A 24163-nucleotide genomic window follows, 5' to 3' on the forward strand; every position below is an offset into this window, starting at 1 on the left:
TGGTATGACCAATAACTGCAGCGATCGCGTTGCCTGCGTTTGACCTGACCCAACGTGCCGCGATCTAATGGAATCCGCTCCTGCGCTCGGCCGTTTTTGGTATGACCACCTCATCCACGTGCGCGAAGGCCGGAGCACGCCGCCGGCCAGTGGCACGCCAGCGCGACCCTGCGCCCGCGCTCGGCGGCGGCCGCCTCAGCGACCGCGTCGCCGCGCAATTGCGTGCGCTGATCGCCCAGCACGGACTGGCGGCGGACGCGCGCCTGCCGGCCGAGCGCACGCTGGCGCTGCAGCTGGGCGTGTCGCGCACCGTCTTGCGCGAGGCGATCGCCCAGCTCGCCAGCCAGGGCCTGCTGCGCGCCCGCGCCGGCGGCGGCACCTACGTGCAGCGCCCGCACACGCCCGAGGAGCAGGTGGTGGCGCCGCTGCAGCCATTCCTGCCGCTGCTGCAGGGCGATCCGGCGTACCGCCTCGACGAAGACGAAGCGCGCCGTGCGCGCGCCTCGCGCCTGCCCTCCTCTCCCGACGACCCGCGCCGATGATCATTTCCGCCGCTTCCGATTACCGCGCCGCCGCCCAGGCGCGGCTGCCGCCATTCCTGTTCCACTACATCGACGGCGGCGCCTACGCCGAGCACACGCTGCGGCGCAATGTCGCCGACCTGGCCGACATCGCACTGCGCCAGCGGGTGCTACGCGACATGGCCGAGCTCAGCCTGGAAACCATGCTGTTCGGCGAGCGCCTGGCGCTGCCGCTGGCCCTGGCACCGGTCGGGCTGACCGGCATGTACGCGCGCCGCGGCGAGGTGCAGGCCGCGCAGGCGGCGGCGGCCAAGGGCGTGCCGTTCACCCTGTCCACGGTGTCGGTGTGCCCGATCGAGGAAGTGGCGCCGGCGATCGACCGGCCGATGTGGTTCCAGCTATACGTGCTCAAGGACCGCGGCTTCATGCGCAACGCGCTGGAGCGGGCCAGGGCCGCCGGCGTGACCACGTTGGTATTCACCGTGGACATGCCCACGCCCGGCGCGCGCTACCGCGATGCGCATTCGGGCATGAGCGGGCCGCACGCGTCGCTGCGGCGCATGCTGCAGGCCATGACCCATCCGCGCTGGGCCTGGGACGTGGGCCTGCTCGGGCGCCCGCACGACCTGGGCAACATCTCCGCCTACCGCGGCAGCCCGACCGGGTTGGCGGATTACATCGGCTGGCTCGGCGCGAACTTCGACCCGTCGATTGCGTGGAAGGACCTGGAATGGATCCGCGAGTTCTGGACCGGGCCGATGGTCATCAAGGGCATCCTGGATGCGGACGATGCGCGCGACGCAGTGCGCTTCGGCGCCGACGGCATCGTGGTCTCCAACCATGGCGGGCGCCAGCTCGACGGGGTGCTGTCCAGCGCGCGCGCGCTGCCGGCGATCGCCGACGCGGTGAAGGGCGAGCTGAAGATCCTGGCCGACTCCGGCATCCGCAGCGGCCTGGACGTGGTGCGCATGCTCGCGCTCGGCGCCGACGCGGTGCTGCTCGGCCGCGCCTTCGTGTATGCGCTGGCCGCGGCCGGCCAGGCCGGGGTGGAGAACCTGCTGAGCCTGGTCGAAAAGGAGATGCGGGTGGCGATGACGCTGACCGGAGCAAAGTCGATTGCGGCGATCTCGCGCGATTCGCTGGCGCGGGTCACCCGCGAATCCGCTGTGTCGCCGTAAGTGGCGTGGTGGGCGCGGCGACGGTTGCGGTTGCCGCCTACGCGAGCATCGCGCGAGTGGCTGCACCGTGGATGGCACTGGCACATTCACTGCTGGCGGCACTGCGGTGACTGCGCTCGTGCGTAGAGGTCGATGCCAACGGCGGGATCCAGGCTCCGTTCGTCGCGGCTGAAGCCGCTCCTGCAAGGAACCGCGTCTGTTGCGCGGTCAGCGCTTGGATCCAGTGCAGGGGCGACTTCAGTCGCGACGCGGTACGCCAGCAGGTGCGGGAAAAGGCGACAAAGGGAAGCCGCAATCCGCGGCCGCCCGCCGGCTCAGCTCCCAGGCAACCGCTGCTCTAGCGTCGCCATCTCCTTCCACGGATGCGCGCGCAGGCGCGCGGCGCGCTGCAGCGCCTTGGCCAGCGGGAACGCCTGCGGCGAGGCGATCCGCGCCAGTTCCTCCCAGCGCAGCGGCACCGCCACGGTGGCGTGCTCGCGCGCGCGCAGCGACCACGAGCACACGCTGGTGTTGCCGCGGCCGTTGCGCAGCCAATCGACGAAGATCACCCCGCTGCGCTTGGCCTTGCTCATCGTGGCCACGTAGCGCTCGGGCGCGGACCCAGCCAGCGCCTGGGCGAAGGCTTCGCAAAAATCGCGCGCGCGCTCCCAGTCCGCGTCGGGCACGATCGGCACCACCACGTGCAGGCCCTTGCCGCCGGACAGGCGCACGAAACTCTCCAGCCCGGTCTCGCGCAGGCGGGTGCGGATCTCGCGCGCGGCGGCCTTGATCTGCGCCCAGCTCACGCCCTCGCCCGGGTCCAGATCGAACACCAGCCGGTCGGGGTGCTCGGGATCGTCCACGGTCGCCCCCCAGGGATGCAGCTCCAGGGTGTTCATCTGCACCAGTTCCAGCAGGCCGGCCAGATCGTCGATGTACAGGTAGTCCTCGGTGCCGCTCTTCTGCTTCAGCGCGATCGCCTGCACGTGCTGGCCGAGCGCGCGGTTGTTGTGCTTCTGGAAGAAGCATTCGCCGCCGGCGCCATCGGGGCAGCGCAGTAGCGACAGCGGCCGCCCGGCGACTTCCTGCAGCAGCCATGGCGCGATGGCGCGGTAGTACGCGGCGACCTCGCCCTTGCTGATGCCGGCGCCCGGATACACGACGCGCTCGGGGTGGGTGATGACGACCGCCGGGGCCGCGGCATCGGCGCTGGCAGAGGACGCGGTCTTCTGCGCCGCGGTGCTTGCGCGCGGCGCGGACTTGGCGGTCGCCGGTTTGCGCTTGGCGGCGCCGTTTTTCGCGGCATTGCCGTTCGACGCGCTGCGTTTCGCCTGCTTGGCCGGCCCGCGCGCGGCCGGCACGGTCTTCTCCGCCGATGCCGCAGCGCGCGCCGCCACGGCATGGCGGCCCTGGCCTGCCGCCGGCTGTGGTGGCGGCGCACGATCGCCGCCAAGATCCTGCAGCGGCTTGTCCGCGCGCAGGCGCTTGAACGCGGCCTGGCGCAACAACCCTTCCTTGGCCCAGCCACGGAAAGCGACTTCGGCCACCAGCTGCGGCCGCACCCAGTGCACGCTGCGCCGCGGGAACGGCGCATGCGCGGGAAGCTCCACCGCCGCCTGCTCGCTGTGCAATGCCTGCAGCTGCGCAAGCAACCGCCGCAGGCCGGATTCGTCGAAACCGGTGCCGACACGGCCGACGTAGCGCAACCCGCCAGCGCTGCGCTGCGCCAGCAGCAGCGAACCGAAGCCGTTGCGCGCGCCCTTGGGATCGGTATAGCCGACGATGACGAAATCATCGCTGTTCTCGTGCTTGGTCTTGACCCAGTCGCCGCCGCGGCCGCCGTGATGACGCGCGTCCGCGCGCTTGCTGACCACGCCTTCGTAGCCCTTCGCCGCCGCGGCGGCGAACACCTCCGGGCCATGGCCGAGCACGTGGTCGCTATAGGCCAGCACGCCCGGCGTGTCGCCGAGCAGCGCGCGCAGCAATTGCTTGCGCTGCAGCAGCGGGACCTCGCGCAGGTCCACGCCGGCCACGCCGAGCAGGTCGAACACCAAGTAGCGCAGCGGTTGCCTGGAGCTGCCCTCGATGACCCGTTGTAAGGCGGAGAAATCGCTGCGGCCGTCGGCATCGAGCACCACCAGCTCGCCGTCCAGCCGCACCTCACGCACCGGCAAGGCCTGCACCGCGTGTGCGACTTCGGGGAAGGTCTCGGTCCAGGCCTGGTCGTTGCGCGAGCGCAGCGTCGCCTGGCCGGCGTCCAGATCGGCGAGCAGGCGGTAGCCGTCCCACTTGATCTCGTGCAGCCATTGCGCGCCGTCGGGCGCGCGCGCGCGCAGCAACGTCAGCTGCGCGCGCGCGCCTGGCGGACACGGGTGATCGCGCGCACCCTCCAGCGCCAGCGCGCGCTTGCGCCAGGCCGCGTCGCTGCGCCGTGGCCGTGCGGCGGGTGTTGCGGCAGTTGCGGCGGGCGCTTGGCTGCGCGTGGGTTTTGCCTTGCTGGCCTTGCTGGCCTTGGTCGCCTTGGTCGCCTTGGTCGCCTTGGTCGCCTTGGTCGCCTTGGTCGCCTTGGCGGCGCGCTTCGCAGCCGCCGCCGGCGAATCCTGCAGCAAGTCATCGGCCTCGCGATCGGCGGCGAACGCGTCGTCGCGCTTGATCAGCAGCCACTGCGGCTGCTTGCCGCGCAATGCGGTGCGCACCAGTTTCCAGTTGCCGTTGAGGCGCTCGCCATGCAGTACGAAATCCAGCTTGCCGGCGGCGATCGCGGCCAGCGGCTCGCCGTCGCACGACCAAGTGCCGTGATCGAACACATCGACATGGCCGGCGCCGTAATGGCCCTCGGGAATGTCGCCGGCGAAACCGGCATAGGACAGCGGATGGTCTTCCACCTGCACCGCCAGCCGCTTTTCGCCGACCCGCAACGACGGACCCTTCGGCACCGCCCAACTCTTCAGCACGCCATCGGCTTCCAGGCGGAAATCGTAATGGCGCGAACTGGCGTGGTGCAGCTGCACGACGAAGATCGGCCGCCGCGACCGCGCCGCGCCGCTGTCGTCGGCCGGTTCCGGGGTCGCGCCGAAACGGCGCTTGCGGGCGTACTCGCGCAGCGTCATCGCACCCTACCCTGCCTTGCGCCGCGCCGGCATCTTGCTTGCAGCGTTTTTTTTCGCCGGCTTGGCCTTGGCTGCGGATTTCGCGGCGGGTTTGGCCGCCTTCTTCGCCGCTTTCCTGGCCGGCTTCTTCGCGGTCTTGCGCACCGGTACCGACGCCTCCGCCTGCTTCGCCGGGGTGCGGCGCTTGGCGTCCAGGCTCTTCTGCAGCAGCGACATGAAATCGACCACGTTGGTGGCGGCGTCCTCGCGCTGCGGCGTGGCGGCGTCATCCTCCACCTGGGCGGTGCCCTCCTGCGCCTCGATCCGTTTCTGGATCACTGCCTGCAGGCGCTCGCGGAATTCGTCGTGATAGGACGCCGGATCCCACTTGCCCGACATCGAGTCGATCAGCTGTGCGGCCATCTCGGTCTCCCTGGCGCTGATCCGGTAGTCGGCGGCCTTGCCGCTGGGCAGCGTGTAGTCCTCCAGATCGATCAGTTCCTGCGGATAGCGCAGCAGGATCAGGACCAGCGCGTCTTCCTGCGGCAGCACCGCCGACAGGTATTCGCGGGTGCGGATCACCACACGCGCGATGCCGACCTTGCCGGTGGCGCTCAGCGTCTCGCGCAGCAGCACGTAGCCCTTCTCCGCCTTCTTGCCCGGCACCAGCACGTAGGGTTTCTCGAAGTAGCGCAGGTCGATGTCGGCGGCGTCCACGAACGCCTCGACTTCCACCGTCTCGTGGCTTTCCGGCGCGGCCGAGGCGATGTCCTGCTGCCCGACCACCACGTAGTTGCCCTTGTTGTACTCGAAGGCCTTGACGATGTCCTTCCACGGCACTTCTTCGCCGGTATCGGCGTTGACCCGCTCGAAGCGGATCGGACGCTTGTCGCGCGCATCGAGCATGCGGAAATGCAGATCGACGCGGCGCTCGCCGGACATCAGCGCCACCGGCACGTTGAGCAGGCCGAAGGACAGGGTGCCGGTCCAGATCGGGCGCGCCATCAGTGCGCCTCCACGCGCAGCGCCGGCGCCGGCAGATGATCCAGCGCCTGCCACGCATCCTCGATCACCGGCCGCGCCTGACGCCAGTCCAGTGCGTCGTGCGGATGCGGACCTGGAGCGTCGTCAGGACCTTGCGGCGGCATGGCCGGCAACGGATCCAGGTGGGCATTGAACAACAGCGGATCGGGGCGGGCGCTGGGGCACATGGCGGAAGCTCCGGGCGGCATCGGCGGCATGGGGATGGGCAGCAGTAGCGCCGGTGCCGTTAGGCGTTGGTGACAGTCGTGTGGACGCATTGCGATTCGCAGCGGCTTCACCGGCATCGCGCTGCACTGTCCGCACGTTCCCCAACCCCAACCGGAGGAATCAGCCATGTCCACACCCACCGACCCGCTGCGTCGCAACGACCCGGTTCCCGGCGAACAACGCGGCAAGCGTGACGGCCAGGACCGCGAGGACCGCGGCGCCGGCGACAGTCCCGAGACCATCGTCGAACACGAGCCGCGCACCGGCGCGGACCGGCCTACGCCCGACGCCGCCGCGGCCGATAGCGCCAACGAGGACCACGCGCACAAGCAGCATGCCGATGCCAATCAGGACGAGGCGCTGGAAGAGACCTTCCCGGCCAGCGATCCGGTGTCGCCGTTGGTGCCGTCCAAGGCGCCGTAGGACTGTCGGCCATCGGCACCCTGTAGGAGCGGCTTCAGCCGCGACAGGCTGCATGAATCAACGAGCCTGTCGCGGCTGAAGCCGCTTCTACAAGAGGGGTGCGTTCCGCTACACCTTCCCCGCCGCCTGCAACGCCGCGTACTCGGCGTCGCCGAACAGCCGCGAGCGCACCAGGAAACGCACGCCCTCGCCGTTCTCCAGCGAGAACATGCCGCCGCGGCCGGGCACCACGTCGATGACCAGTTGCGTGTGCTTCCAGTAGGCGAACTGCGGCGCGCTGATGTAGAACGGCGCGCCGCCGATCTCGCCCAGTTGCACGTCGCGGTCGCCGACGATGAAGTCGTCCTGCGGATAGCACATCGGCGAGGACCCGTCGCAACAGCCGCCGGACTGGTGGAACAGCAGCGGCCCGTGCCGCGCGCGCAGCGTGTCGATCAGCTGCAGCGCCGGCACTGTCGCCAGCACCTGCAGCGGCACACCGGCGGCGGGCGCGGCGGCGTCCATCAGGCGGCCATGTCCAGCACGATGCGGCCTTCGATCTGGCCGGCGCGCATGCGGGCGAACACGGCGTTGATGTTCTCCAGCCTGGCGGTGGCCACGGTCGCGGCGACCTTGCCCTGCTCGGCGAAGTCCAGCGATTCCTGCAGGTCCAGGCGGGTGCCGACGATGGAGCCGCGCACGGTCACGCCGTTGAGCACCATGCCGAAGATGTCCAGCGGGAACTGGCCCGGCGGCAGTCCGTTCAACGACACCGTGCCGCCGCGGCGGACCATGCCGATCGCCTGCTCGAACGCCTTCGGCGACACCGCGGTGACCAGCGCGCCGTGCGCGCCGCCGATCTCCTTCTTCAGGTAGGCCACCGGGTCGGTGGTCAGCGCATTCACCGTCACCGTGGCGCCCAGGTGCCTGGCCAGCGCCAGTTTGGCGTCGTCCACGTCCACCGCGGCCACGTTCAGCCCCATCGCCTTGGCGTACTGCACGGCCATGTGGCCAAGCCCGCCGATGCCGGAGATCACCACCCAGTTGCCGGGCTTGGTGTCGGTGACCTTCAGGCCCTTGTACACGGTGACGCCGGCGCACAGGATCGGCGCGATCTCGACGAAGCCGATGTTGTTCGGCAGATGGCCGATGTAGTTGGCATTGGCTAGCGCGTACTCCGCGAAACCGCCGTTGACCGAGTAGCCGGAATTCTGCTGCGCCTCGCACAGCGTCTCCCAGCCGCCCAGGCAATGTTCGCAATGCCCGCAGGCCGAATACAGCCACGGAATGCCAACCCGGTCGCCTTCCTTGACGTGGTGTACGCCAGCGCCGACCGCGACCACGTGGCCCACGCCCTCGTGGCCGGGAATGAACGGCGGATTCGGCTTTACCGGCCAGTCGCCCTCGGCCGCGTGCAGGTCGGTATGGCACACGCCGCAGGCTTCGATCTTGACCAGGATGTCGCCGGCCTGCGGCCGCGGCACCTCCACTTCCTCGATCGTCAGCGGCTTGCCGAATGCGCGCACCACGGCGGCCTTCATTGTCTTGTTCATGCAGCACTCCTTGGGAGAACGGGTGACAGCACCATCGCTGATCCGGCGATGGTGCGCTTTGATCCAAATCAGGAAGCGGCGTCGGCTGCAATGCCCTGGCGCGGCCGCGTGTCGGGCTGGACGCACGGGCCGCGACCGGGGCGACAGGCGCGCACGGCACTGGGGTGCGTCACCATGCGCCGACAGCGCCACGCCCGGCGTGAGCACGCGCGACGCGCTCAGAAGAAACCCAACGCCTTCGGCGAGTAGCTGACCAGCAGGTTCTTGGTCTGCTGGTAATGGTCGAGCATCATCTTGTGGTTCTCGCGGCCGATGCCCGACTGCTTGTAGCCGCCGAACGCGGCATGCGCCGGATAGGCGTGGTAGCAGTTGGTCCACACCCGCCCGGCCTGGATCGCGCGGCCCATGCGGTACAGCCGCGACGCATCGCGGCTCCACACGCCGGCGCCCAATCCGTACAAGGTGTCGTTGGCGATCGCCAGCGCCTCGGCCTCGTCCTTGAACGTGGTCACCGACACCACCGGCCCGAAGATTTCCTCCTGGAACACGCGCATCTTGTTGTGGCCCTTGAACACGGTCGGCTTGACGTAGAAGCCGCCGGCCAGCTCGCCGTCGAGGGCGTTGCGCTCGCCGCCGATCAGCACCTCGGCGCCTTCCTGCCTACCGATGTCGATGTAGGACAGGATCTTCTCCAGTTGCTCGCTGGAAGCCTGCGCGCCGACCATGGTGTTGGGATCCAGCGGATTGCCCTGCTTGATCGCGGCCACGCGCTTGAGCGCCTTTTCCATGAACCTGTCGTAGATCGACTCCTGGATCAGCGCGCGCGACGGGCAGGTGCATACCTCGCCCTGGTTGAAGGCGAACAGCACGAAGCCTTCGATCGCCTTGTCGAGGAAATCGTCGTCCTCGGCCATCACGTCGGCGAAGAAGATGTTCGGCGACTTGCCGCCCAGCTCCAGCGTCACCGGGATCAGGTTCTGACTGGCGTACTGCATGATCAGCCGGCCGGTGGTGGTCTCGCCGGTGAAGGCGATCTTGGCGATGCGCGGGCTGCTGGCCAGCGGCTTGCCCGCTTCCAGGCCGAAGCCATTGACCACGTTGAGCACGCCGGCGGGGAGCAGGTCGCCGATCACTTCCATCAATACCAGGATCGAGGCCGGAGTCTGCTCGGCCGGCTTCATCACCACGCAGTTACCGGCGGCGATCGCAGGCGCCAGCTTCCAGCACGCCATCAGCAGCGGGAAGTTCCACGGGATGATCTGCCCGACCACGCCCAGCGGCTCGTGGAAGTGGTAGGCGATGGTGTCGCTGTCGATCTCGGAGATGCCGCCTTCCTGCGCGCGGATGGCGCCGGCGAAATAGCGGAAGTGGTCGGCGCACAGCGGCACGTCGGCGTTGAGCGTTTCGCGCAGCGGCTTGCCGTTGTCCCAGGTTTCGGCATAGGCCAGCAGCTCGAGATTTTGCTCGATGCGGTCGGCGATCTTCAGCAGGGCGTTGCTGCGCTCGGTCGCCGAAGTCTTGCCCCAGGCGTCCTTTGCCGCGTGCGCGGCGTCCAGCGCGGCCTCGATGTCCTGTGCGTCGGAGCGCGCCACCGAGGTGAACACCTTGCCGGTGATCGGCGTGCTGTTGTCGAAGTAGCGGCCGCTCCCGGGTTCCACCCAGCGCCCGCCGATGAAATTGCCGTAGCGCGACTTGAAGATGGACCGCGGATCGGTGGCATGCGGCTTGGCGGTGGTGACGGCGTTCATCGGTGTCTCCTGCGGCGGTGGGAAAGAAATGGGACACGCCCATCCAAGTAAGTAGTCAACGCAAGAGCGATGCCAGGTTTTCGCTGTTGCGCCGCGTCATGGGCGTGCGCCGCGGCCAATGGGCGCGCAGGCTGCATTCCTGCTGCAGCGCGTCACGCCTGCCGATTGCGCGCCGGCGATGGATGTGGTGTTTATCAGAACACCCGTCCCAACACCTGTCGCAATCTGCGACAGCGGAGCCGCCATGGCGCACCCGCAAACGCAGCACCAGCTCGGCCACGCCCGCCGGATCTTCTTCGAGCGCGGCGGCGCCCCGGTCGGCCAGGTGCCGGACACCATCCTGCAGTCGTGGCAGCGCTGCCAGCGCCTGGGTCTGCCGGCGCTGGGTACGCCGCCGATCGAGCCGGTCAGCGCGCCGCGCCTGCGCGAATTGCGCGCGGCGCACGAACGCCTGTGGCGGCTGGCCCGCGCCGAACTGGAAGGCCTGGCCGGCGATGCCGCCGCCACCGGCCGCATCGTGCTGCTGACCGACGCGGCCGGCTGGATCCTCGACGCCGAAGGTAGCCCGGGCTTCCTGGACAAGGCCGGGCGCGTGGCGCTGATGCCGGGCGCGTGCTGGAGCGAGACCCAGGTCGGCACCAACGCGATCGGCACCGCCATCGTCGAGAGCCGCTCGGTGGAAGTGCGCGGCGGCGAGCATTACTTGGCGCCGCACCAGATCCTCAGCTGCGCCGCAGTGCCGATCTTCGATCCCTACGGCCAGCTGGCCGGCGTGCTGGACATTTCCGGCAATGCCAGCGTGCAGCACATGCACGCGCTGGGCCTGGCGCGCAGGGCGGTGGCCAGCATCGAGCACCGCTATTTCGACGACGCCATCGCCGAGTGCGAACTGCTGCGCGTGCACCACGATCCGGCGCTGCTCGGCACCGCGCACGAAGGCCTGCTCGCGTTCCGCAACGGCACGCTGGTCGCCGCCAACCAGGCCGGCCTGCGCCTGTTCGGGCTGCAGCGGCACGACCTCGGCCGCGTGCCCTACGCGGTCCTGTTCGAACAGCCGCTATCGCGGTTGCGCCAGCACGGCAGCGTGTTCGACCTGCAGGGTCGCGCGCTGCACGGGCGCGTGGACAGCGCGGGCGAGGCGTTGCCGCGGCGGCGTTCGCCGCCGCCGATCAGCGTGTCCACGGCCACGCGCGCGCAGCCGCATGCCGATGCGCCGCTGTTCGATGCCGCGCTGGAACGGGCGCTGGAACGCGCACGGCGTGTACTCGACGCGCAGTTGCCGGTGCTGGTGCAGGGCGAGACCGGCACCGGCAAGGAAGTATTCGCGCGCGAACTGCAGCGGCGCAGCGCGCGCGCCGGCAAACCGTTCGTCGCGGTCAATTGCGCGGCGCTGCCGGAAGGCCTGATCGAGGCCGAACTGTTCGGCTACGAGGATGGCGCGTTCACCGGCGCGCGCAAGCACGGCAGCCCCGGCCTGCTGCGCCAGGCCGAGGGCGGGGTGCTTTTCCTGGACGAAATCGGCGACATGCCGCTGGCGCTGCAGCCGCGCCTGCTGCGCGTCTTGCAGGAACGCGAGCTACTGCCGTTGGGCGGCGGCAAACCGGTGAAGCTGGATTTCGCGCTGATCTGCGCCACCCATCGCGACCTGGACGAGGCGATGGCCGAATGCCGTTTCCGCCCCGACTTGTATTACCGCATCGCCCAGCACGGCGTGCAGATTCCGGCGCTGCGCGTGCATCCGGATCGGCGTGCCGTGGTGCAGGAACTGTGGGCGCGGGTGGGGCAGGGCCGGCGTCTGACCGCGGCGGCGCTGGCGGCGCTGAGCGCCTATCCGTGGCCCGGCAATCTGCGCCAGCTGGTGGCCTGCCTGCGCACCCTGGTCGCGCTGAGCGACGCCGGTGCCGTGGTGGATGCCGATGCGCTGCCGGCCTATCTGCCTGGCCCCGCGCGCGGCCTGCACGCGGCCGGCGGCGGCGTGACGCCAGGGCAGGGCGGATTGCACGGCGAACGGCATGCGATGCGCGCGAATGCGCCACTTCCCCGAACCGACCTGGACAGCCTCGCCCTGGCGGCGATGCGCCAGGCGCTGGAGGCCTGCGGCGGCAACGTCGCCGGCGCCGCGCGCCAGCTCGGGGTCAGCCGCAGCACGCTGTACCGCCGGCTCGGCCTCGGCATGCGCTGAGCGCACGCAGCACCGAGCGCTGGCGGATGCCGGACCTGGCAAGCGTGTCCATCGCGGCGCGCATCTTCGCTGCGATCAGCCGCCAGGCAGCATCGGGCGCTTTGCTCGACGCAGCGGGTACGCAGGCCACAGCGTCACTCCGGCCCATTCTCGATCGGCGGCTCACCGCGCGGCAGGAATGGCGTCAGGAAGTCCCGGCGGGAAACACCTGCGTCCGCGGATGGCGCTGGCGGCACCTGCATGGGAGCGAAGATGCGCTGCAACTCGGCCGGTTCGATCGTGGACAGGAAATACGGGCGCCACAGCGTCAATTCGTGGTTATCCGCCAGATTGATCATGCTCGCCGGCTGGTCGGTCGCGGTGACGAACTGCGCGAAGCGATCGCCGCTGGCGGTGCCGGCGCCCTCGGCATCCGCATCGCTGTCGTGCTCCCAATGCGGATGATGCATGAACAACGGCGTGGACTGGATCGGATCCAGCTCGCGGACGAACTGGCGCAGCGAGAATCGCAATGCGCTGTGCTCCGATTTCAGGGTATCCACATAGAGCGTCTCGATGCCCGCTTGCCCCAGGCGTGGCGGGTTGAAGGCATATACGCTGACCTTGCCGCTGGCCCCGGCCGCACGCAGGAAGTGCGCGATATCGAAGCCGGCGACCGTGGCCACTGCCGCGCCCAGGCTATGCCCGGTCAATGACACCGACAGTGCCTTGCCGCTGCCGCGCGCGCGGTCCGCGTAGCGTGTCAGCACGTCCTTCATGACGACTCCGTCGGTGCGCGGCAACTGCGCTTCGGACTGCCACCATTCCTGCCAGCCCACTCCCAGCTTGCCCAACGTCGGCAGGCGCTCGTCCAGCATGTTGACGTGCGGCTGGGCGATCTGGCTCTTCATGACGCACAACAGATCGTTCGCAGCATCCGGGCGCGTGCCGGAAAAGCCCAGCACCACGACGATCGTCTCGTCCGTCGCGCCCTCCCACAGTTTCAACCGCGGCGTGGACATCGACGCATCCAGATGCAGCCCGCCGATAGCGGCGACCGCCGCCAGATCGGCCGTATAGGATTCGCCGGCGCAGGCGCGCATGCATTCAAGCACCACGCGGCAGCGCAGCTCCCCTTGCGGATCCTGTCCGGGCGACTGGGCCGATGCGTCGTCCACGTGGGCAAGCGCACTGGCCAGATCGGCGGTGTGCGCATCGATCTGCAGCAGGCGCGGGCCACATGACGGTGTCGCGTTTGCCGCGACCGAACGCGGCGCCGTGCGCACGCGCCTGACCGGGGCAGCGCCGAGACCGGCGAACGCCCCCGCGCGGTCGCGCGCGTGGCCGGCCGTGGCGGCAACGCAGACAGGTGCGCTGGCATCGGCACCGCGCAACGGCGCGGGCGGCAGACGTGGCAAAGATATCGGAACGGTTCGCATCCGACAGCTTCCGAATGAGTCCGCCGGGAGCTTAGCCGCACCCCTGCCTGGCGAGCGGCCCGGAGCGAAATAACGTATGAAAAACGGTAGCCGGCCAGGCGAGGGCGGTCGCGCGGCGCAGGCAGGCTGCGCTCAGTGCGCGAACTCCCATTGCAGCCCGACCGTATAGCCGCGATCCGGCCCCGGCTCGTAGTAGCGGCCGTTGCCGTCGTTGACGATGACCGAGCCGATGTAGGCGTGATCGAGCGCGTTGTCGATGCGCGCGAAGCTGCGCAGCGCGCCATGCGCGGTATTCCAGCGGCGCGAGGCCTCCAGGTTCAACAGCGCATAGCCGGGGGCGGTCGCGCTGGCCAGGTCGTTGGCCACGGTATCGCCGGCGGCCACCGCTTCGACCGCGAACTGCCAGGCACGCGGCTGCCACTGCCAGCGCGCGAAGACCTGCTGGCGCGGCACCCCGGGCAGGCGCGAACCAGCCGCCACCGGCGCGGTGGGCGTGGCGCAGCCGCTGCTGGCGCAGGTCAGGTAGCCCTGGCGCACGGTCGCCTGCAGCCAGGTGTAGGACAGCTGCAGCTGCGCGGTGTCGCCCAGCGGCAGCAGGTAGCTGGCCTCGGCGCCCTGGCGGCGGGTGCGGCCGATGTTGCGGTAGGTGCTGCGGCCATTGGTGTTGCTGGCCACCGCCAGTTCGTCGTCGGTCGTGGCGCGGAACAGCGCCGCTTCCCAGGCCGCGCCGGCCTGGTTCCGCCATTTCGCGCCCAGTTCCAGGTTCTCGCTGCTGGCCGCGGACAGGTCCAGCGCCAGCCCGGCGCCGCCGTCGTTGCGGTAGCCCAGCTCGTTGAAGGTCGGGGTCTCGAAGCCGCGCCCGGCCGAGGCGTAGAAGCGCAGGTCGTCGCTGGCGCGGAACACCACCCCGGCCACCGGCGTGGTCGCCGCATAGTCGGTGCGGCCGCTGTCGTCCGGGTTGCGGCCGACGATGTAGGCATCGTCCGACCGGAACCGCACCTGGCTGTGGCGCACGCCGGCCAGCAGCGACCAGCGCGCGCCGAACTGCCACCAGGCCTGGGCGAACTGATCCACGTTCTGCACCTGATCCTCCTGGTCGCGGCGCAGCCGCCCCTTCACTCCCAGCGTGCTGCCGACGAAGTTCTCGTAGCCGGTGCGGTGCTGCTGCTGGCGGTCGGCATTGGCGCCGACGGTGAACTGGAACGGCCGCCCGCCCAGCTCGCCCTGCCAGGCCCAGCGCGCATCCACGCCACCGTAGTCGCCGTCCAGATCGATCAGCCCGCCGGCATGCAGCGGATTGGGCGGATTGGCCTGCACCGCCATCGGCACCGCCAGGTATTGCTGCACGTCGCGGCGCCCGGCGTAGCCCATCAGCCGCCAGGTCTGCTGGTCCACCTGCTGGGTGAAGATCGCCCCGGCCTGCGCCTGGCGCGTGGACTTGCGCGTATCGAACTGGGTCGCCACGGCGGTGGCCTGCTGCGGATCGGCATGGAACTGGGCGCGGGTCAGGCCCAGCGGATCCTGCGCCCACGGCGCATCCAGGTCGTTCAGCACCAGGTCCAGGCGCCGGCCGGGGGCCAGGTCGAAACCGAACTTGGCGTTGACCGATTCGCGCCGCGCCTGGCTGTGGTCGCGGTAGCCGTCGGTGCGGAAGTGGGTGGCGGCCACGTTGTAGTGCACGTCGCCTTGCTGGCCCTGCAGCTGCGCCCCGGCGCTGTAGGTGCCATTGCTGCCGACGGTGCTGCGCAGCCGCCACGGTTCGCCGGGCGCGCCGTCGGCGCTCCACAGCTGCACCACGCCGCCGGAGGAGTTGCCGTACAGCGCCGAGAACGGGCCGCGCAACACCTCGATGCGTTCGGCGCCCAACAGGTTGAAGTGCGACAGCTGGCCCTGGCCGTCCGGCATCGTCGCCGGGATGCCATCCAGCAGCAGGCGCACGCCGCGCACGCCGAACGCCGAACGCGCGCCGAAGCCGCGGATCGACAGCTGGGTATCCTGCGCGTAGTTCTGGCGGTCGCGGGCCAGCAGCCCAGGCACGCCGGACAAGGCCTCGGCGACCTGCACGCCGGTGCGGTTGCTGTCGCCGACGGTAATCGCAGTCAGCGAGGCCGGCAAATCGAAATCGTCCACCCCGCTGACCCGCACGGCCTGCACCTGCACGACCGGCAGGGTGGCGGGATCGGCACCGGCCTCAGCGGCGCAGACGACGGGCGACAGCCCCGCGGCGCAAAGGCCGCAGAGCAGGGCGAGGGGATGGCGATTGGGCATGCGCGCATCATCGCGCAAGCGCCGCCCGGCCGCACGCGGCGTAGCGCAAAGCCCCGCCACGCAAGGCCTGCGTTTGCTAGGATGGGGCGTTTGACCGCGCCGGCTCCGGTCCCTCCCGGCCCCCACCTTTCGCCACCAAACGAGTACCGCCGTGTCCTTCTTTGCAAACGTGGAACAGGTCCCAGGCGACCCGATCCTGGGCCTGACCGAAGCCTACAATGCCGATTCCCGACCGACCAAGGTCAACCTGGGCGTAGGCATCTATTACGACGAGAGCGGCCGCATTCCGCTGCTGCGCGCCGTGCAGCAGATCGAACGGCAGCTGGCGCAGGACGCCAAACCGCGCGGCTACCTGCCGATCGACGGCCTGCCGGCGTACGACCTGGCCACGCAGAAGCTGCTGTTCGGCGCCGAGTCGCCATTGCTGGCCGCAGGCCGCGTCGCCACCTCGCAGACCATCGGCGGCAGCGGCGCGCTGCGCGTGGGCGCGGACCTGCTGAAGAAGCTGCTGTCCACCTCGACCATCGCCATCAGCAACCCGAGCTGGGAGAACCACCGCGCGGTGTTCTCGGCCGCCGGCTTCGACGTGGTCGACTACACCTATTTCGATGCGGCCACGCACGGCCTGAACTTCGACGGCATGCTCGCCGATCTCAACAAGCTCGCGCCGGGCACCGTGGTGCTGCTGCACGCCTGCTGCCACAACCCGACCGGCGCCGACCTGACCCAGGAACAGTGGCGCACCGTCGCCGCGCTGCTGAAGGAACGCGACCTGTTCCCGTTCGTCGACATCGCCTACCAGGGCTTCGACAAGAGCATCGACGAAGACGCCTACGCGGTGCGCCTGCTGGCCGAAGCCGGCGTGGACAGCTACGTGGTCGCCAGTTCGTACTCCAAGTCGTTCTCGCTGTACGGCGAGCGCGTCGGCGCGCTGTCGGTGGTCTCGGCCACCGCGGCCGAGAGCAAGGCGGTGCAGTCGCAGGTCAAGCGTATCATCCGCACCCTCTACTCCAGCCCATCCACGCACGGCGCCGCACTGGTGGCCGGCGTGCTCAACAGCCCCGAGCTGCGCGCGATGTGGGCGCAGGAACTGACCGAGATGCGCGAGCGCATCCACGCATTGCGCGCCGGCATGGTGCAGAAGCTGGCCGCCCTCGGCGCGCCGGAGTTCGGCTTCATCCAGCAGCAGGCCGGCATGTTCTCCTACTCGGGCCTGAGCAAGGCGCAGGTGGACCGGCTGCGCGAAGAGTTCGGCATCTACGCCGTCGGCACCGGCCGCATCTGCGTGGCCGCGCTGAGCCAGGCCAACCTGGACTACGTGACCCAGGCCGTGGCAACCGTGCACAAGAGCTGATCGCGCGGTACTGCAACACGAAGCCGGAAGCGCGTGCGCTTCCGGCTTTTTTGTGCGTGCCATTGCCCGCCTGTTGTGGGAGGGGCTTCAGCCCCGACGCATACCACTCTCGGAACGCACCAACCTTCCATCGGCCATGGCGCTGCGGTGCCGCTGCACGCCCTCGCTCGCCCGCTAATCGAAATCTCATGCAACAGCCGCGACAATAGGCACACTTCCCCCACCAAAGGCTGCCTGCGCCCATGTCGCGAACCTCGCTGACCCGCTTCCTGATCGAAGAACAGCACGCCGGCCGCATCGGCCCGGAGCTGCGCCAGCTCATCACCATCGTGACCCGCGCCTGCAAGCGCATCTCCATCGCGGTCAGCAAGGGCGCCCTGGGCGGCGTGCTCGGCGACGCCGGCACCGGCAACGTGCAGGGCGAGGCGCAGAAGAAACTGGACGTGCTCAGCAACGACATCCTGCTCGAAGCCAACGCCTGGGGCGGGCATCTGGCCGCCTGCGCATCGGAAGAGATGGACCACTGCCAGCCGGTGCCGGACAAGTATCCCAGCGGCGATTTCCTGCTGCTGTTCGATCCGCTGGACGGCAGCTCCAACATCGACGTCAACGTCTCCGTCGGCACCATCTTCTCGGTGCTGCGCGCACCGCCAGGCACCGACACGCCCGGCGACGAACACTTCCTGCAGCCCGGCACCGCCCAGGTCGCCGCCGGCTACTGCATCTACGGCCCCAGCACGATGCTGGTGCTGACCCTGGGCCACGGCACCCACGCCTTCACCCTGGAACGCGAGGAAGGCAGCTTCCTGCTGACCCAGGCCGACATGCGCATCCCCGAGGACACCGCCGAGTTCGCGATCAACATGTCCAACCAGCGCCACTGGGAAGCGCCGATGCAGCACTACGTCGCCGACCTGCTGGCCGGCAGCGAAGGCGCGCGCGGCAAGAACTTCAACATGCGCTGGATCGCCAGCATGGTCGCCGACGTGCACCGCATCCTGACCCGCGGCGGCATCTTCATCTACCCGTGGGACAAGAAGGACCCGGGCAAGGCCGGCAAGCTGCGCCTGATGTACGAAGCCAACCCGATGGGCCTGCTGGTCGAACAGGCCGGCGGCGCCGCCAGCACCGGCCGCGAGCGCATCCTCGGCCTGCACCCCGAGCAACTGCACCAGCGCGTGCCGGTGTTCCTGGGTTCCAAGAACGAGGTGGCCGAGGCAGTGCGGTATCACATGGAGCATGACGGGGCAGGGGGCTGAGTCTTCGCTTCAAGCCGCTCGACAATCCGGATATGTCCATAGCACCCGCTTTCCAGCGGGTGTAATGGTTAGGCCGGCGGAAAAGCCGCATAGCGGTATCTTTCGCTTGAGTCTGTAGGTGGCCGCAGAAGAACTGGACGGCTACGACATGTGGCGCGATGCCGAGGGCGGTTACTTCTGGCGTCGCCGCCAGTTCCCGCTTCGCTGTCGCAGTGCGCAGGCCTGTAAGCGGCATCCATCGCCGGGGAAATCGTGCGGCGCTACGTGGGCCGACGGACGACGGCACTCCCCGCATGGCGGGCGTACCGCGCCATTGCTACGATGCGCTGCCACGCCCCGCGAGCCGCTGCGCCATGAGCCTGCATGTCTGGTGGATGTTCTTGCTGACGGTGTTCGTGTTGTCGGGCACGCCTGGGCCGAACATGTTGCACGTGATGACGCGCAGCGTGCGTTTCGGCGTACGCCGCAGCCTGCTGGCGATGGCCGGCTGTCTACTGGCGGTGGTGCTGGTGCTGCTGGCGTCGGCGGCGGGCCTGGGCGCGGTGCTGGACGCATCGCCGCGCGTGTTCGAGGTACTGCGCTACGCCGGCGTCGGCTATCTGCTGTGGCTGGGAATCGCCGCCTGGCGTAGCGGCGAGGCGCCGTTGGACCCGCAAGGCGCACCGCCCCTGGCGGCGTCGCTGTCGCCGCTGCAGCTGTTCCGTGGCGGGCTGGCGATCGGATTGAGCAATCCCAAGCTGCTGCTGTTCGCCGCCGCGTTCCTGCCGCAGTTCGCCGCCGCGTTCCTGCCGCAGTTCGTCGACAAGAGCCAGCCGCGGTGGCCGCAATTCGCGATCCTGGTGGCCACCTTCGCCGCGTGCGAGCTGTTCTGGTACGCGCTCTACGGCATCGGCGGCCACGGCATCCGCCGCTACCTGTCTCGGCCCGGCCTGCGTCGGCTGTTCGACCGCGTCGTCGGAACCCTGTTCATCGGCTTCGGCATCGTGCTGTTGCGCTTCCGGCCGCAGTAGCGGGCAGAATCGCGGCGACGGACGGCGATGCCGCCCCCGTGGCCGATTGCCTGGCACGCCACGATCGAGCTGGTCTGGCACGGTTTGGCGGATGCGGATATCCATCTCAAGGATCCAGCCCATGCCGGCGCAGCTGCGATGCCGCAGGATCGCTGGTAAGGTCGCGCGATGTCCGATTCCACTGCCGATTTCATCGAAGTCTTCGACGCCGCCATGTCCCGCGAGGATTGTGCGGCAATCATGCGCCGCCTGCGCGGCAGTGCGCAGTTGCAGCCGGGCGAGGTCGGCAGCGGCGTGTTCCCCGAACTCAAGCATAGCCGCGACCTGCGCATCAGCGGCCTGGAGCCGTGGCGCGACGTGGAACAGCGGCTGCAGCAGGCGGTCTTCGCCGGCCTGCTCGGCTATCTGCGCAAGTATCCGCAGGCGCTGATCTCGCCGCTGATGCTGCAGGTGCCCGGCGCCGACGGCCAGCCGCACCGGCTCGGCGCCGACGATTTCGCGCTGCTCGACGATGCGGCGCTGTCCAGCCTGGCCCGCACCTGCCTGCGCCCGGGCGCGATCAACCTGCAGTGGTACGCCGCGGGCGAGGGCGGCTATCCGTACTGGCACTGCGAGCTGTACCCGCGCGATCCCGGCGCCGAGACCCTGCACCGGCATCTGCTGTGGACGCTGTACCTCAACGACGATTTCCAGGACGGCGAAACCGAGTTCCTGTTCCAGCAGCGCAAGATCGCACCGCGCGCCGGCAGCCTGCTGATCGCGCCCACCGCCTTCACCCACACCCACCGCGGCAACCGCCCGCAGGGCGGCGACAAGTTCATCGCCACCAGCTGGATCCTGTTCCAGTCGGCGCAGGCGTTGTACGGCCGGGAGTAGGGAATGGGGAAAAGCCGGCTAGCGGAGACAGCGTCGCGCGCGCTTGCGAGTCCCCAATCCCCGCCTCAAAACAACTCGCCCTGCGGCGATGGCGCGCGCGGCGGCAGCGGCCTGACGAAGCGGCTGCAGTCCAGCGCCGGGCGCGTGCGTTCGGCATAGCCCAGGCGTTTGTGCGCCAGCGCGAAACGCCGCGCCAGCAGGTCGGCATAGACGCCTTCGCCGCGCATGCGCTTGCCGAAGGCGCTGTCGTAGTCCTTGCCGCCGCGCAGCTGCTGCACCGTGCTCATCACGTGCGCGGCGCGGTCGGGATGATGCGCCTGCAGCCAGTCGCGGAACAGCGGCGCGACCTCATGCGGCAGGCGCAGCAGCACGTAGCCGGCCGAGTCGGCGCCGGCGGCATGCGCCGCCTCCAGCACCGCTTCCAGTGCGTGGTCGTTGATCCACGGGATCACCGGCGCCACCATCACCCCCACCGGCACCCCGGCCTGGTGCAGCGTGCGCATTGCGCGCAGCCGCGCATGCGGTGCCGAGGCGCGCGGCTCCAGCCGTGCCGACAGGCGCGGATCCAGCGAAGTCACCGAGAAATGCACGCTGACCAGGTTCTCGCGCGCCAGCGGCACCAGCAGGTCCAGGTCGCGCTCGACCAGGGCGTTCTTGGTGATCAGCGAGAACGGATGGCGGGTTTCCCACAGCACCTCGATCAACTGACGGGTCAACTGCAGCTTGCGCTCGATCGGCTGGTAGGCGTCGGTGTTGATGCCCAGCGCGATCGGGCTGGGCACGTAGCCGGGCTTGGCCAGTTCGCGGCGCAGCAGGTCCGCCGCGTTGGTTTTGGCGAACAGGCGGGTCTCGAAATCCAGTCCGGGCGACAGGTTCAGGTAAGCATGGCTGGGGCGCGCGAAACAGTAGCTGCAGCCATGCTCGCAACCGCGGTAAGGATTGACCGACTGCGAGAAACCCACGTCCGGCGACTGGTTGCGGCTGATGATGCTGCGCGCGGTCTCCTCGCGCACTTGCGTGCGCAGCCGCGGCGCGGCGAATTCCTCGCTGTCGTCGGGATGCCAGCCGTCGTCCTCGGCCTGGCTGATGCTGCGTTCGAAGCGGCCCGGCAGATGGCTGCCGGCGCCGCGTCCCTTGATGGTGGTGGTCATCGGCACAGGCTACGCCGCCGCCGTCGCGGCCGCTGCGACGGCGACGCAGCGGGGCCGAATCTTTCAGCGCCACGCGCAGGAGCCGCGCCGGCCCCGTAGAATTCGCCGATGTTCGTATTCGCAACCTTGCAAAACACCTGGGACTGGCTGACCGGCATCCCGCATTTCGGTGCCTATGTCACCGTCGCCTATCTGCTGTACATCCTGTGGCTGAGCGGCTGGATCGTGCTGCAGAAGCGCGAGCCGGCGGCGACGCTGAGCTGGGTGCTGTCGCTGGCCGCGCTGCCGTATCTGGGCTTCGTCATCTACTACCTGCTCGGGCCGCAGAAGGTGAAGCGGCAACGCCTGCGCCGCGGCCGCGCGCGCTCGGGCATGGAGCACTACAGCAGCGTCTGCCCGCCCGACGCCGACTGCACCGAGCTGGCCAAGATCGCCCAGGCCACCACCGGCCTGGCACCGAGTTCGGCGACCACCGCGCAATGGCTGGTGGACGGCGCCGCCACCTACGACGCGATCGTGCGCGACATCGCCGCCGCGCAGCACCACGTGCACCTGGAGTACTACATCTTCAACCCCGACCGCAGCGGCACGCGCATCCGCGACGCACTGGTCGAGCGCGCCCGCGCCGGGGTCAAGGTGCGCCTGCTGCTGGACGCGGTGGGTTCATCGCAGGTGCACAAGCGCTTCCTGCAGCCGCTGCTGGACGCTGGCGGTGAGACGGCCTGGTTCCACCCCACCCAGTTGCTGCGCCCGTTCAAGTTCAAGCGGCCCTGGGTGAACCTGCGCACCCACCGCAAGATCGTGGTGATCGACGGGCGCATCGGCTTCACTGGCGGCATCAACGTCACCGACGAGGAGAACGAGGCGCTGCGCCCCGACGCCTACCGCGACCTGCACGTGCGCTGCGAGGGCCACGTGGTGCGCAGCCTGCAGCTGGTGTTCGTCGAGGACTGGCTGTACGCCACCCGCCAGGGCCGCGACGCCTTCGACATGGCGCAGATCTGGCCGCACGACATGCCCGGCCGCGACGACGGGGCGATCAAGGCGCAGGTGCTGGTGTCCGGCCCGGATTCGTCGTGGGAGAGCATCCACCGCATGCAGGTGGCGGCGATCTACGAAGCACAGCGGCGGGTGTGGCTGGTGACGCCGTATTTCGTCCCGGGCGAGGCCGCGCGCATGGCGCTGACATCGGCCGCGCTGGGCGGGCTCGACGTGCGCCTGCTGGTGCCCAAGCGCAGCGATTCGCGCTTGGTGACGCTGGCCGCGCGCTCGTATTTCGACGAATTGCTGCAGTCCGGGATCAAGATCTACGAGTACGGCCCGCGCATGCTGCACAGCAAGGCGCTGATCGTCGACGACGCGCTGTGCATCGTCGGCAGCGCCAATTTCGACAACCGCAGTTTCCGCCTCAACTTCGAGGTCTCGGCGATGTTCCGCGACCGCCAGCTGACGCAGGAGCTGGCCACGCTGATCGGCCGCGAACTCGGCGCCGGGGTACAGGTGCGCGACGACCGCAAGCGCTCGCTGTGGCGCCACCGGCTGCCCGAGGCGATGGCACGGCTGACCTCGCCGCTGCTGTAGCGCTTGCTGCGCGGCGGCCGTCCGCGCAGTTCGTCGTGGAACCGGCCACCCGCGCGGCGCTACACTGCGTCCATTCTTGGGGAGATCGTCATGTACTGGCTGTTTCTGCTGCTCGCGCTCGCTGCCTTCGTCCTGGCGTTCTCCACGCCGCATATGTCGTTGCTGGTACTGGCCTTGCTGGCGGCACTGGGATTCCTGCTGGCCTGGGCGCGCGGTTGGTACGTGGCCAAAATCGGCGACGCCAGCCAGCGCGATGCGGCGCCGATGATCGATCCGGCCGAGCTGCGCCGGCTGCGCGAACAGGCCGAAGCGCGGCGCGCCGCGGCGGCCGCGGCCAGCGACGACGCACTCTCCTCGTAGGCCTCGCCCGCCGATGACCCGACTCAGCGTCAACGTCAACAAGATCGCGGTGCTGCGCAATTCCCGTGGCGGCGAGTTGCCGCGCGTGCTCGATGCGGCGCGTGCCTGCGTGGACGCCGGCGCGCACGGCATCACCGTGCACCCGCGCCCGGACAGGCGCCACATCCATGCAGAAGACGTGCTGGCGCTGGCCGAGCTGACCGGCGCGCGCGGCGTGGAATTCAACATCGAAGGCAATCCGTTCGCGCCGCCGCGGCCCGGCTATCCCGGGCTGATCCCGCTGTGCACGCAGGTGCGCCCGGCACAGGTCACCCTGGTCCCGGATGGCGACGGCCAGCTGACCTCCGACCATGGCTTCGACTTCGGCCGCGACAGCGAACGCCTGCGCCCGTTGATCGCCGAACTGAAGGCACTGGGTTGCCGGGTCAGCCTGTTCGTGGATGCCGGCAATCCCGATCTGGCACGCGCCGCCGACGTCGCCGCCGACCGCGTCGAGCTATACACCGGGCCGTATGCCGCAGCGTTCGACCGCGGCGACGACGCCACCGCGGCCGCCGTCTTCGCCGCGGCCGCGCGCCGCGCGCAGGCCGCCGGACTCGGCGTCAATGCCGGCCACGACCTGGCCCAGGCCAACCTCGGCGCGTTCCTGGACGCAGTGCCGCAGGTGCTGGAAGTGTCGATCGGCCATGCGCTGATCGGCGAAGCGCTGTATGCCGGGTTGGATGCCACGGTGAAGGCGTATCTGGGAATTCTGGATGCTGCGCGGTAGCGCGCATTCGCGTCAGGCGGTCATCGGCGCTCATGCGCGAGCGGTAGCGGTTTTTCGCTTTCGCGATCGGCCGCGACCGAGGAAGTCGAAGGAAAAGTGTCGCGGCTGAAGCCGCTCCTACAAAATCCGGCGGGGCGTTACCGAACCTGGAGGCGATTGCAGGCTGGCTTCGGGGCCAAAAAAAACGCCACCGTTGCCGGTGGCGTTTGCAGTC

General features: G+C 69.5%; 19 protein-coding genes and 1 pseudogene. 11 read left to right on the forward strand and 9 right to left on the reverse strand.

Annotated features, from left to right (window positions below):
- Positions 1-101 precede the first annotated feature (101 nt).
- A pseudogene (locus tag ISN38_RS09995) lies at positions 102-497 on the forward strand (GntR family transcriptional regulator); the annotation flags it as partial.
- Between the two features lie 41 nt (positions 498-538).
- The gene (gene lldD, locus ISN38_RS10000) at positions 539-1699 is read left to right on the forward strand and encodes an FMN-dependent L-lactate dehydrogenase LldD (protein ID WP_003470044.1); all 1161 of its coding nucleotides are present in this window, start codon (positions 539-541) and stop codon (positions 1697-1699) included.
- A 314-nt stretch (positions 1700-2013) separates the two neighbouring features.
- On the opposite strand, the gene ligD is transcribed toward lldD, so the two are convergent.
- Genes ligD through ISN38_RS10015 form a run of 3 tightly spaced genes read right to left on the reverse strand, consistent with a single transcriptional unit; the run spans position 2014 to position 5978 of the window.
- Positions 2014-4788: a DNA ligase D gene (ligD, locus tag ISN38_RS10005; RefSeq protein WP_206711778.1), complete on the reverse strand. Its 2775-nt coding sequence runs from the start codon at positions 4786-4788 to the stop codon at positions 2014-2016.
- Positions 4789-4794: 6 nt separating this feature from the next.
- A complete protein-coding gene (gene ku / locus ISN38_RS10010; RefSeq protein WP_206711779.1) occupies positions 4795-5772 on the reverse strand; it encodes a non-homologous end joining protein Ku in 978 nt (325 codons plus the stop codon).
- Complete coding sequence (locus tag ISN38_RS10015) at positions 5772-5978, reverse strand: hypothetical protein (protein ID WP_003470039.1); 207 nt, start codon at positions 5976-5978, stop codon at positions 5772-5774. The genes ku and ISN38_RS10015 overlap by 1 nt, the downstream gene beginning before the upstream one ends.
- Before the next feature lie 166 nt (positions 5979-6144).
- Here ISN38_RS10015 and ISN38_RS10020 point away from each other — a divergent pair, with 166 nt between their 5' ends.
- The gene (locus ISN38_RS10020; protein WP_003470038.1) at positions 6145-6441 is read left to right on the forward strand and encodes a hypothetical protein; all 297 of its coding nucleotides are present in this window, start codon (positions 6145-6147) and stop codon (positions 6439-6441) included.
- Positions 6442-6549: 108 nt separating this feature from the next.
- On the opposite strand, the gene ISN38_RS10025 is transcribed toward ISN38_RS10020, so the two are convergent.
- The 3 genes from ISN38_RS10025 to adh all read right to left on the reverse strand — a co-directional run bounded on the left by ISN38_RS10025 (position 6550) and on the right by adh (position 9721).
- The gene (locus tag ISN38_RS10025; RefSeq protein WP_003470037.1) at positions 6550-6945 is read right to left on the reverse strand and encodes a DUF779 domain-containing protein; all 396 of its coding nucleotides are present in this window, start codon (positions 6943-6945) and stop codon (positions 6550-6552) included.
- Complete coding sequence (gene adhP, locus ISN38_RS10030; protein WP_003470036.1) at positions 6945-7973, reverse strand: alcohol dehydrogenase AdhP; 1029 nt, start codon at positions 7971-7973, stop codon at positions 6945-6947. The genes ISN38_RS10025 and adhP overlap by 1 nt, the downstream gene beginning before the upstream one ends.
- A gap of 218 nt (positions 7974-8191) precedes the next feature.
- The gene (gene adh / locus ISN38_RS10035) at positions 8192-9721 is read right to left on the reverse strand and encodes an aldehyde dehydrogenase (RefSeq protein ID WP_003470035.1); all 1530 of its coding nucleotides are present in this window, start codon (positions 9719-9721) and stop codon (positions 8192-8194) included.
- A 244-nt stretch (positions 9722-9965) separates the two neighbouring features.
- Between adh and ISN38_RS10040 the strand changes: the two genes are divergently transcribed.
- Complete coding sequence (locus ISN38_RS10040) at positions 9966-11903, forward strand: sigma-54-dependent Fis family transcriptional regulator (protein WP_206711780.1); 1938 nt, start codon at positions 9966-9968, stop codon at positions 11901-11903.
- Between the two features lie 134 nt (positions 11904-12037).
- On the opposite strand, the gene xopAP is transcribed toward ISN38_RS10040, so the two are convergent.
- Positions 12038-13321, reverse strand: coding sequence for a XopAP family type III secretion system effector (gene xopAP / locus ISN38_RS10045; protein WP_047324346.1), 1284 nt, complete (start codon positions 13319-13321; stop codon positions 12038-12040).
- A gap of 132 nt (positions 13322-13453) precedes the next feature.
- A complete protein-coding gene (locus tag ISN38_RS10050; protein ID WP_058362612.1) occupies positions 13454-15589 on the reverse strand; it encodes a TonB-dependent receptor family protein in 2136 nt (711 codons plus the stop codon).
- Positions 15590-15740: 151 nt separating this feature from the next.
- Between ISN38_RS10050 and ISN38_RS10055 the strand changes: the two genes are divergently transcribed.
- The 4 genes from ISN38_RS10055 to ISN38_RS10070 all read left to right on the forward strand — a co-directional run bounded on the left by ISN38_RS10055 (position 15741) and on the right by ISN38_RS10070 (position 20088).
- Positions 15741-16943 (forward strand): amino acid aminotransferase, encoded by a 1203-nt coding sequence (locus ISN38_RS10055; RefSeq protein WP_003470031.1) that lies wholly within the window; start codon positions 15741-15743, stop codon positions 16941-16943.
- Between the two features lie 242 nt (positions 16944-17185).
- Positions 17186-18202: a class 1 fructose-bisphosphatase gene (locus tag ISN38_RS10060; protein WP_003470030.1), complete on the forward strand. Its 1017-nt coding sequence runs from the start codon at positions 17186-17188 to the stop codon at positions 18200-18202.
- 353 nt (positions 18203-18555) lie between these two features.
- Positions 18556-19212 (forward strand): LysE family translocator, encoded by a 657-nt coding sequence (locus ISN38_RS10065; RefSeq protein WP_206711781.1) that lies wholly within the window; start codon positions 18556-18558, stop codon positions 19210-19212.
- Positions 19213-19380: 168 nt separating this feature from the next.
- Positions 19381-20088, forward strand: coding sequence for a 2OG-Fe(II) oxygenase (locus ISN38_RS10070; RefSeq protein ID WP_003470027.1), 708 nt, complete (start codon positions 19381-19383; stop codon positions 20086-20088).
- A gap of 65 nt (positions 20089-20153) precedes the next feature.
- Here the strand turns inward: ISN38_RS10070 and ISN38_RS10075 are convergent, their stop codons facing one another.
- On the reverse strand, positions 20154-21239 hold the full coding sequence (locus ISN38_RS10075; protein ID WP_003470026.1) for a PA0069 family radical SAM protein: 1086 nt from the start codon (positions 21237-21239) through the stop codon (positions 20154-20156).
- A 108-nt stretch (positions 21240-21347) separates the two neighbouring features.
- Here ISN38_RS10075 and cls point away from each other — a divergent pair, with 108 nt between their 5' ends.
- From cls to ISN38_RS10090, 3 genes are all read left to right on the forward strand, one after another.
- Complete coding sequence (gene cls / locus ISN38_RS10080; protein WP_003470019.1) at positions 21348-22820, forward strand: cardiolipin synthase; 1473 nt, start codon at positions 21348-21350, stop codon at positions 22818-22820.
- Between the two features lie 90 nt (positions 22821-22910).
- Positions 22911-23180 (forward strand): hypothetical protein, encoded by a 270-nt coding sequence (locus ISN38_RS10085; RefSeq protein WP_003470016.1) that lies wholly within the window; start codon positions 22911-22913, stop codon positions 23178-23180.
- 13 nt (positions 23181-23193) lie between these two features.
- Complete coding sequence (locus ISN38_RS10090) at positions 23194-23949, forward strand: pyridoxine 5'-phosphate synthase (protein WP_003470013.1); 756 nt, start codon at positions 23194-23196, stop codon at positions 23947-23949.
- Positions 23950-24163 lie beyond the last annotated feature (214 nt).

Origin of the sequence: Xanthomonas translucens pv. undulosa (assembly GCF_017301775.1) — a bacterium.
In the GTDB taxonomy this organism is placed as follows: domain Bacteria; phylum Pseudomonadota; class Gammaproteobacteria; order Xanthomonadales; family Xanthomonadaceae; genus Xanthomonas_A; species Xanthomonas_A translucens.

Bases quoted from the DNA above. Each gene is read 5' to 3' on its own strand.
- lldD (WP_003470044.1), top strand. From the start codon at position 539: ATGATCATTTCCGCCGCTTCCGATTACCGCGCCGCCGCCCAGGCGCGG.
- ligD (WP_206711778.1), bottom strand. From the start codon at position 4,788: ATGACGCTGCGCGAGTACGCCCGCAAGCGCCGTTTCGGCGCGACCCCG.
- ku (WP_206711779.1), bottom strand. From the start codon at position 5,772: ATGGCGCGCCCGATCTGGACCGGCACCCTGTCCTTCGGCCTGCTCAAC.
- ISN38_RS10015 (WP_003470039.1), bottom strand. From the start codon at position 5,978: ATGTGCCCCAGCGCCCGCCCCGATCCGCTGTTGTTCAATGCCCACCTG.
- ISN38_RS10020 (WP_003470038.1), top strand. From the start codon at position 6,145: ATGTCCACACCCACCGACCCGCTGCGTCGCAACGACCCGGTTCCCGGC.
- ISN38_RS10025 (WP_003470037.1), bottom strand. From the start codon at position 6,945: ATGGACGCCGCCGCGCCCGCCGCCGGTGTGCCGCTGCAGGTGCTGGCG.
- adhP (WP_003470036.1), bottom strand. From the start codon at position 7,973: ATGAACAAGACAATGAAGGCCGCCGTGGTGCGCGCATTCGGCAAGCCG.
- adh (WP_003470035.1), bottom strand. From the start codon at position 9,721: ATGAACGCCGTCACCACCGCCAAGCCGCATGCCACCGATCCGCGGTCC.
- ISN38_RS10040 (WP_206711780.1), top strand. From the start codon at position 9,966: ATGGCGCACCCGCAAACGCAGCACCAGCTCGGCCACGCCCGCCGGATC.
- xopAP (WP_047324346.1), bottom strand. From the start codon at position 13,321: ATGCGAACCGTTCCGATATCTTTGCCACGTCTGCCGCCCGCGCCGTTG.
- ISN38_RS10050 (WP_058362612.1), bottom strand. From the start codon at position 15,589: ATGCCCAATCGCCATCCCCTCGCCCTGCTCTGCGGCCTTTGCGCCGCG.
- ISN38_RS10060 (WP_003470030.1), top strand. From the start codon at position 17,186: ATGTCGCGAACCTCGCTGACCCGCTTCCTGATCGAAGAACAGCACGCC.
- ISN38_RS10065 (WP_206711781.1), top strand. From the start codon at position 18,556: ATGAGCCTGCATGTCTGGTGGATGTTCTTGCTGACGGTGTTCGTGTTG.
- ISN38_RS10070 (WP_003470027.1), top strand. From the start codon at position 19,381: ATGTCCGATTCCACTGCCGATTTCATCGAAGTCTTCGACGCCGCCATG.
- ISN38_RS10075 (WP_003470026.1), bottom strand. From the start codon at position 21,239: ATGACCACCACCATCAAGGGACGCGGCGCCGGCAGCCATCTGCCGGGC.
- cls (WP_003470019.1), top strand. From the start codon at position 21,348: ATGTTCGTATTCGCAACCTTGCAAAACACCTGGGACTGGCTGACCGGC.
- ISN38_RS10085 (WP_003470016.1), top strand. From the start codon at position 22,911: ATGTACTGGCTGTTTCTGCTGCTCGCGCTCGCTGCCTTCGTCCTGGCG.
- ISN38_RS10090 (WP_003470013.1), top strand. From the start codon at position 23,194: ATGACCCGACTCAGCGTCAACGTCAACAAGATCGCGGTGCTGCGCAAT.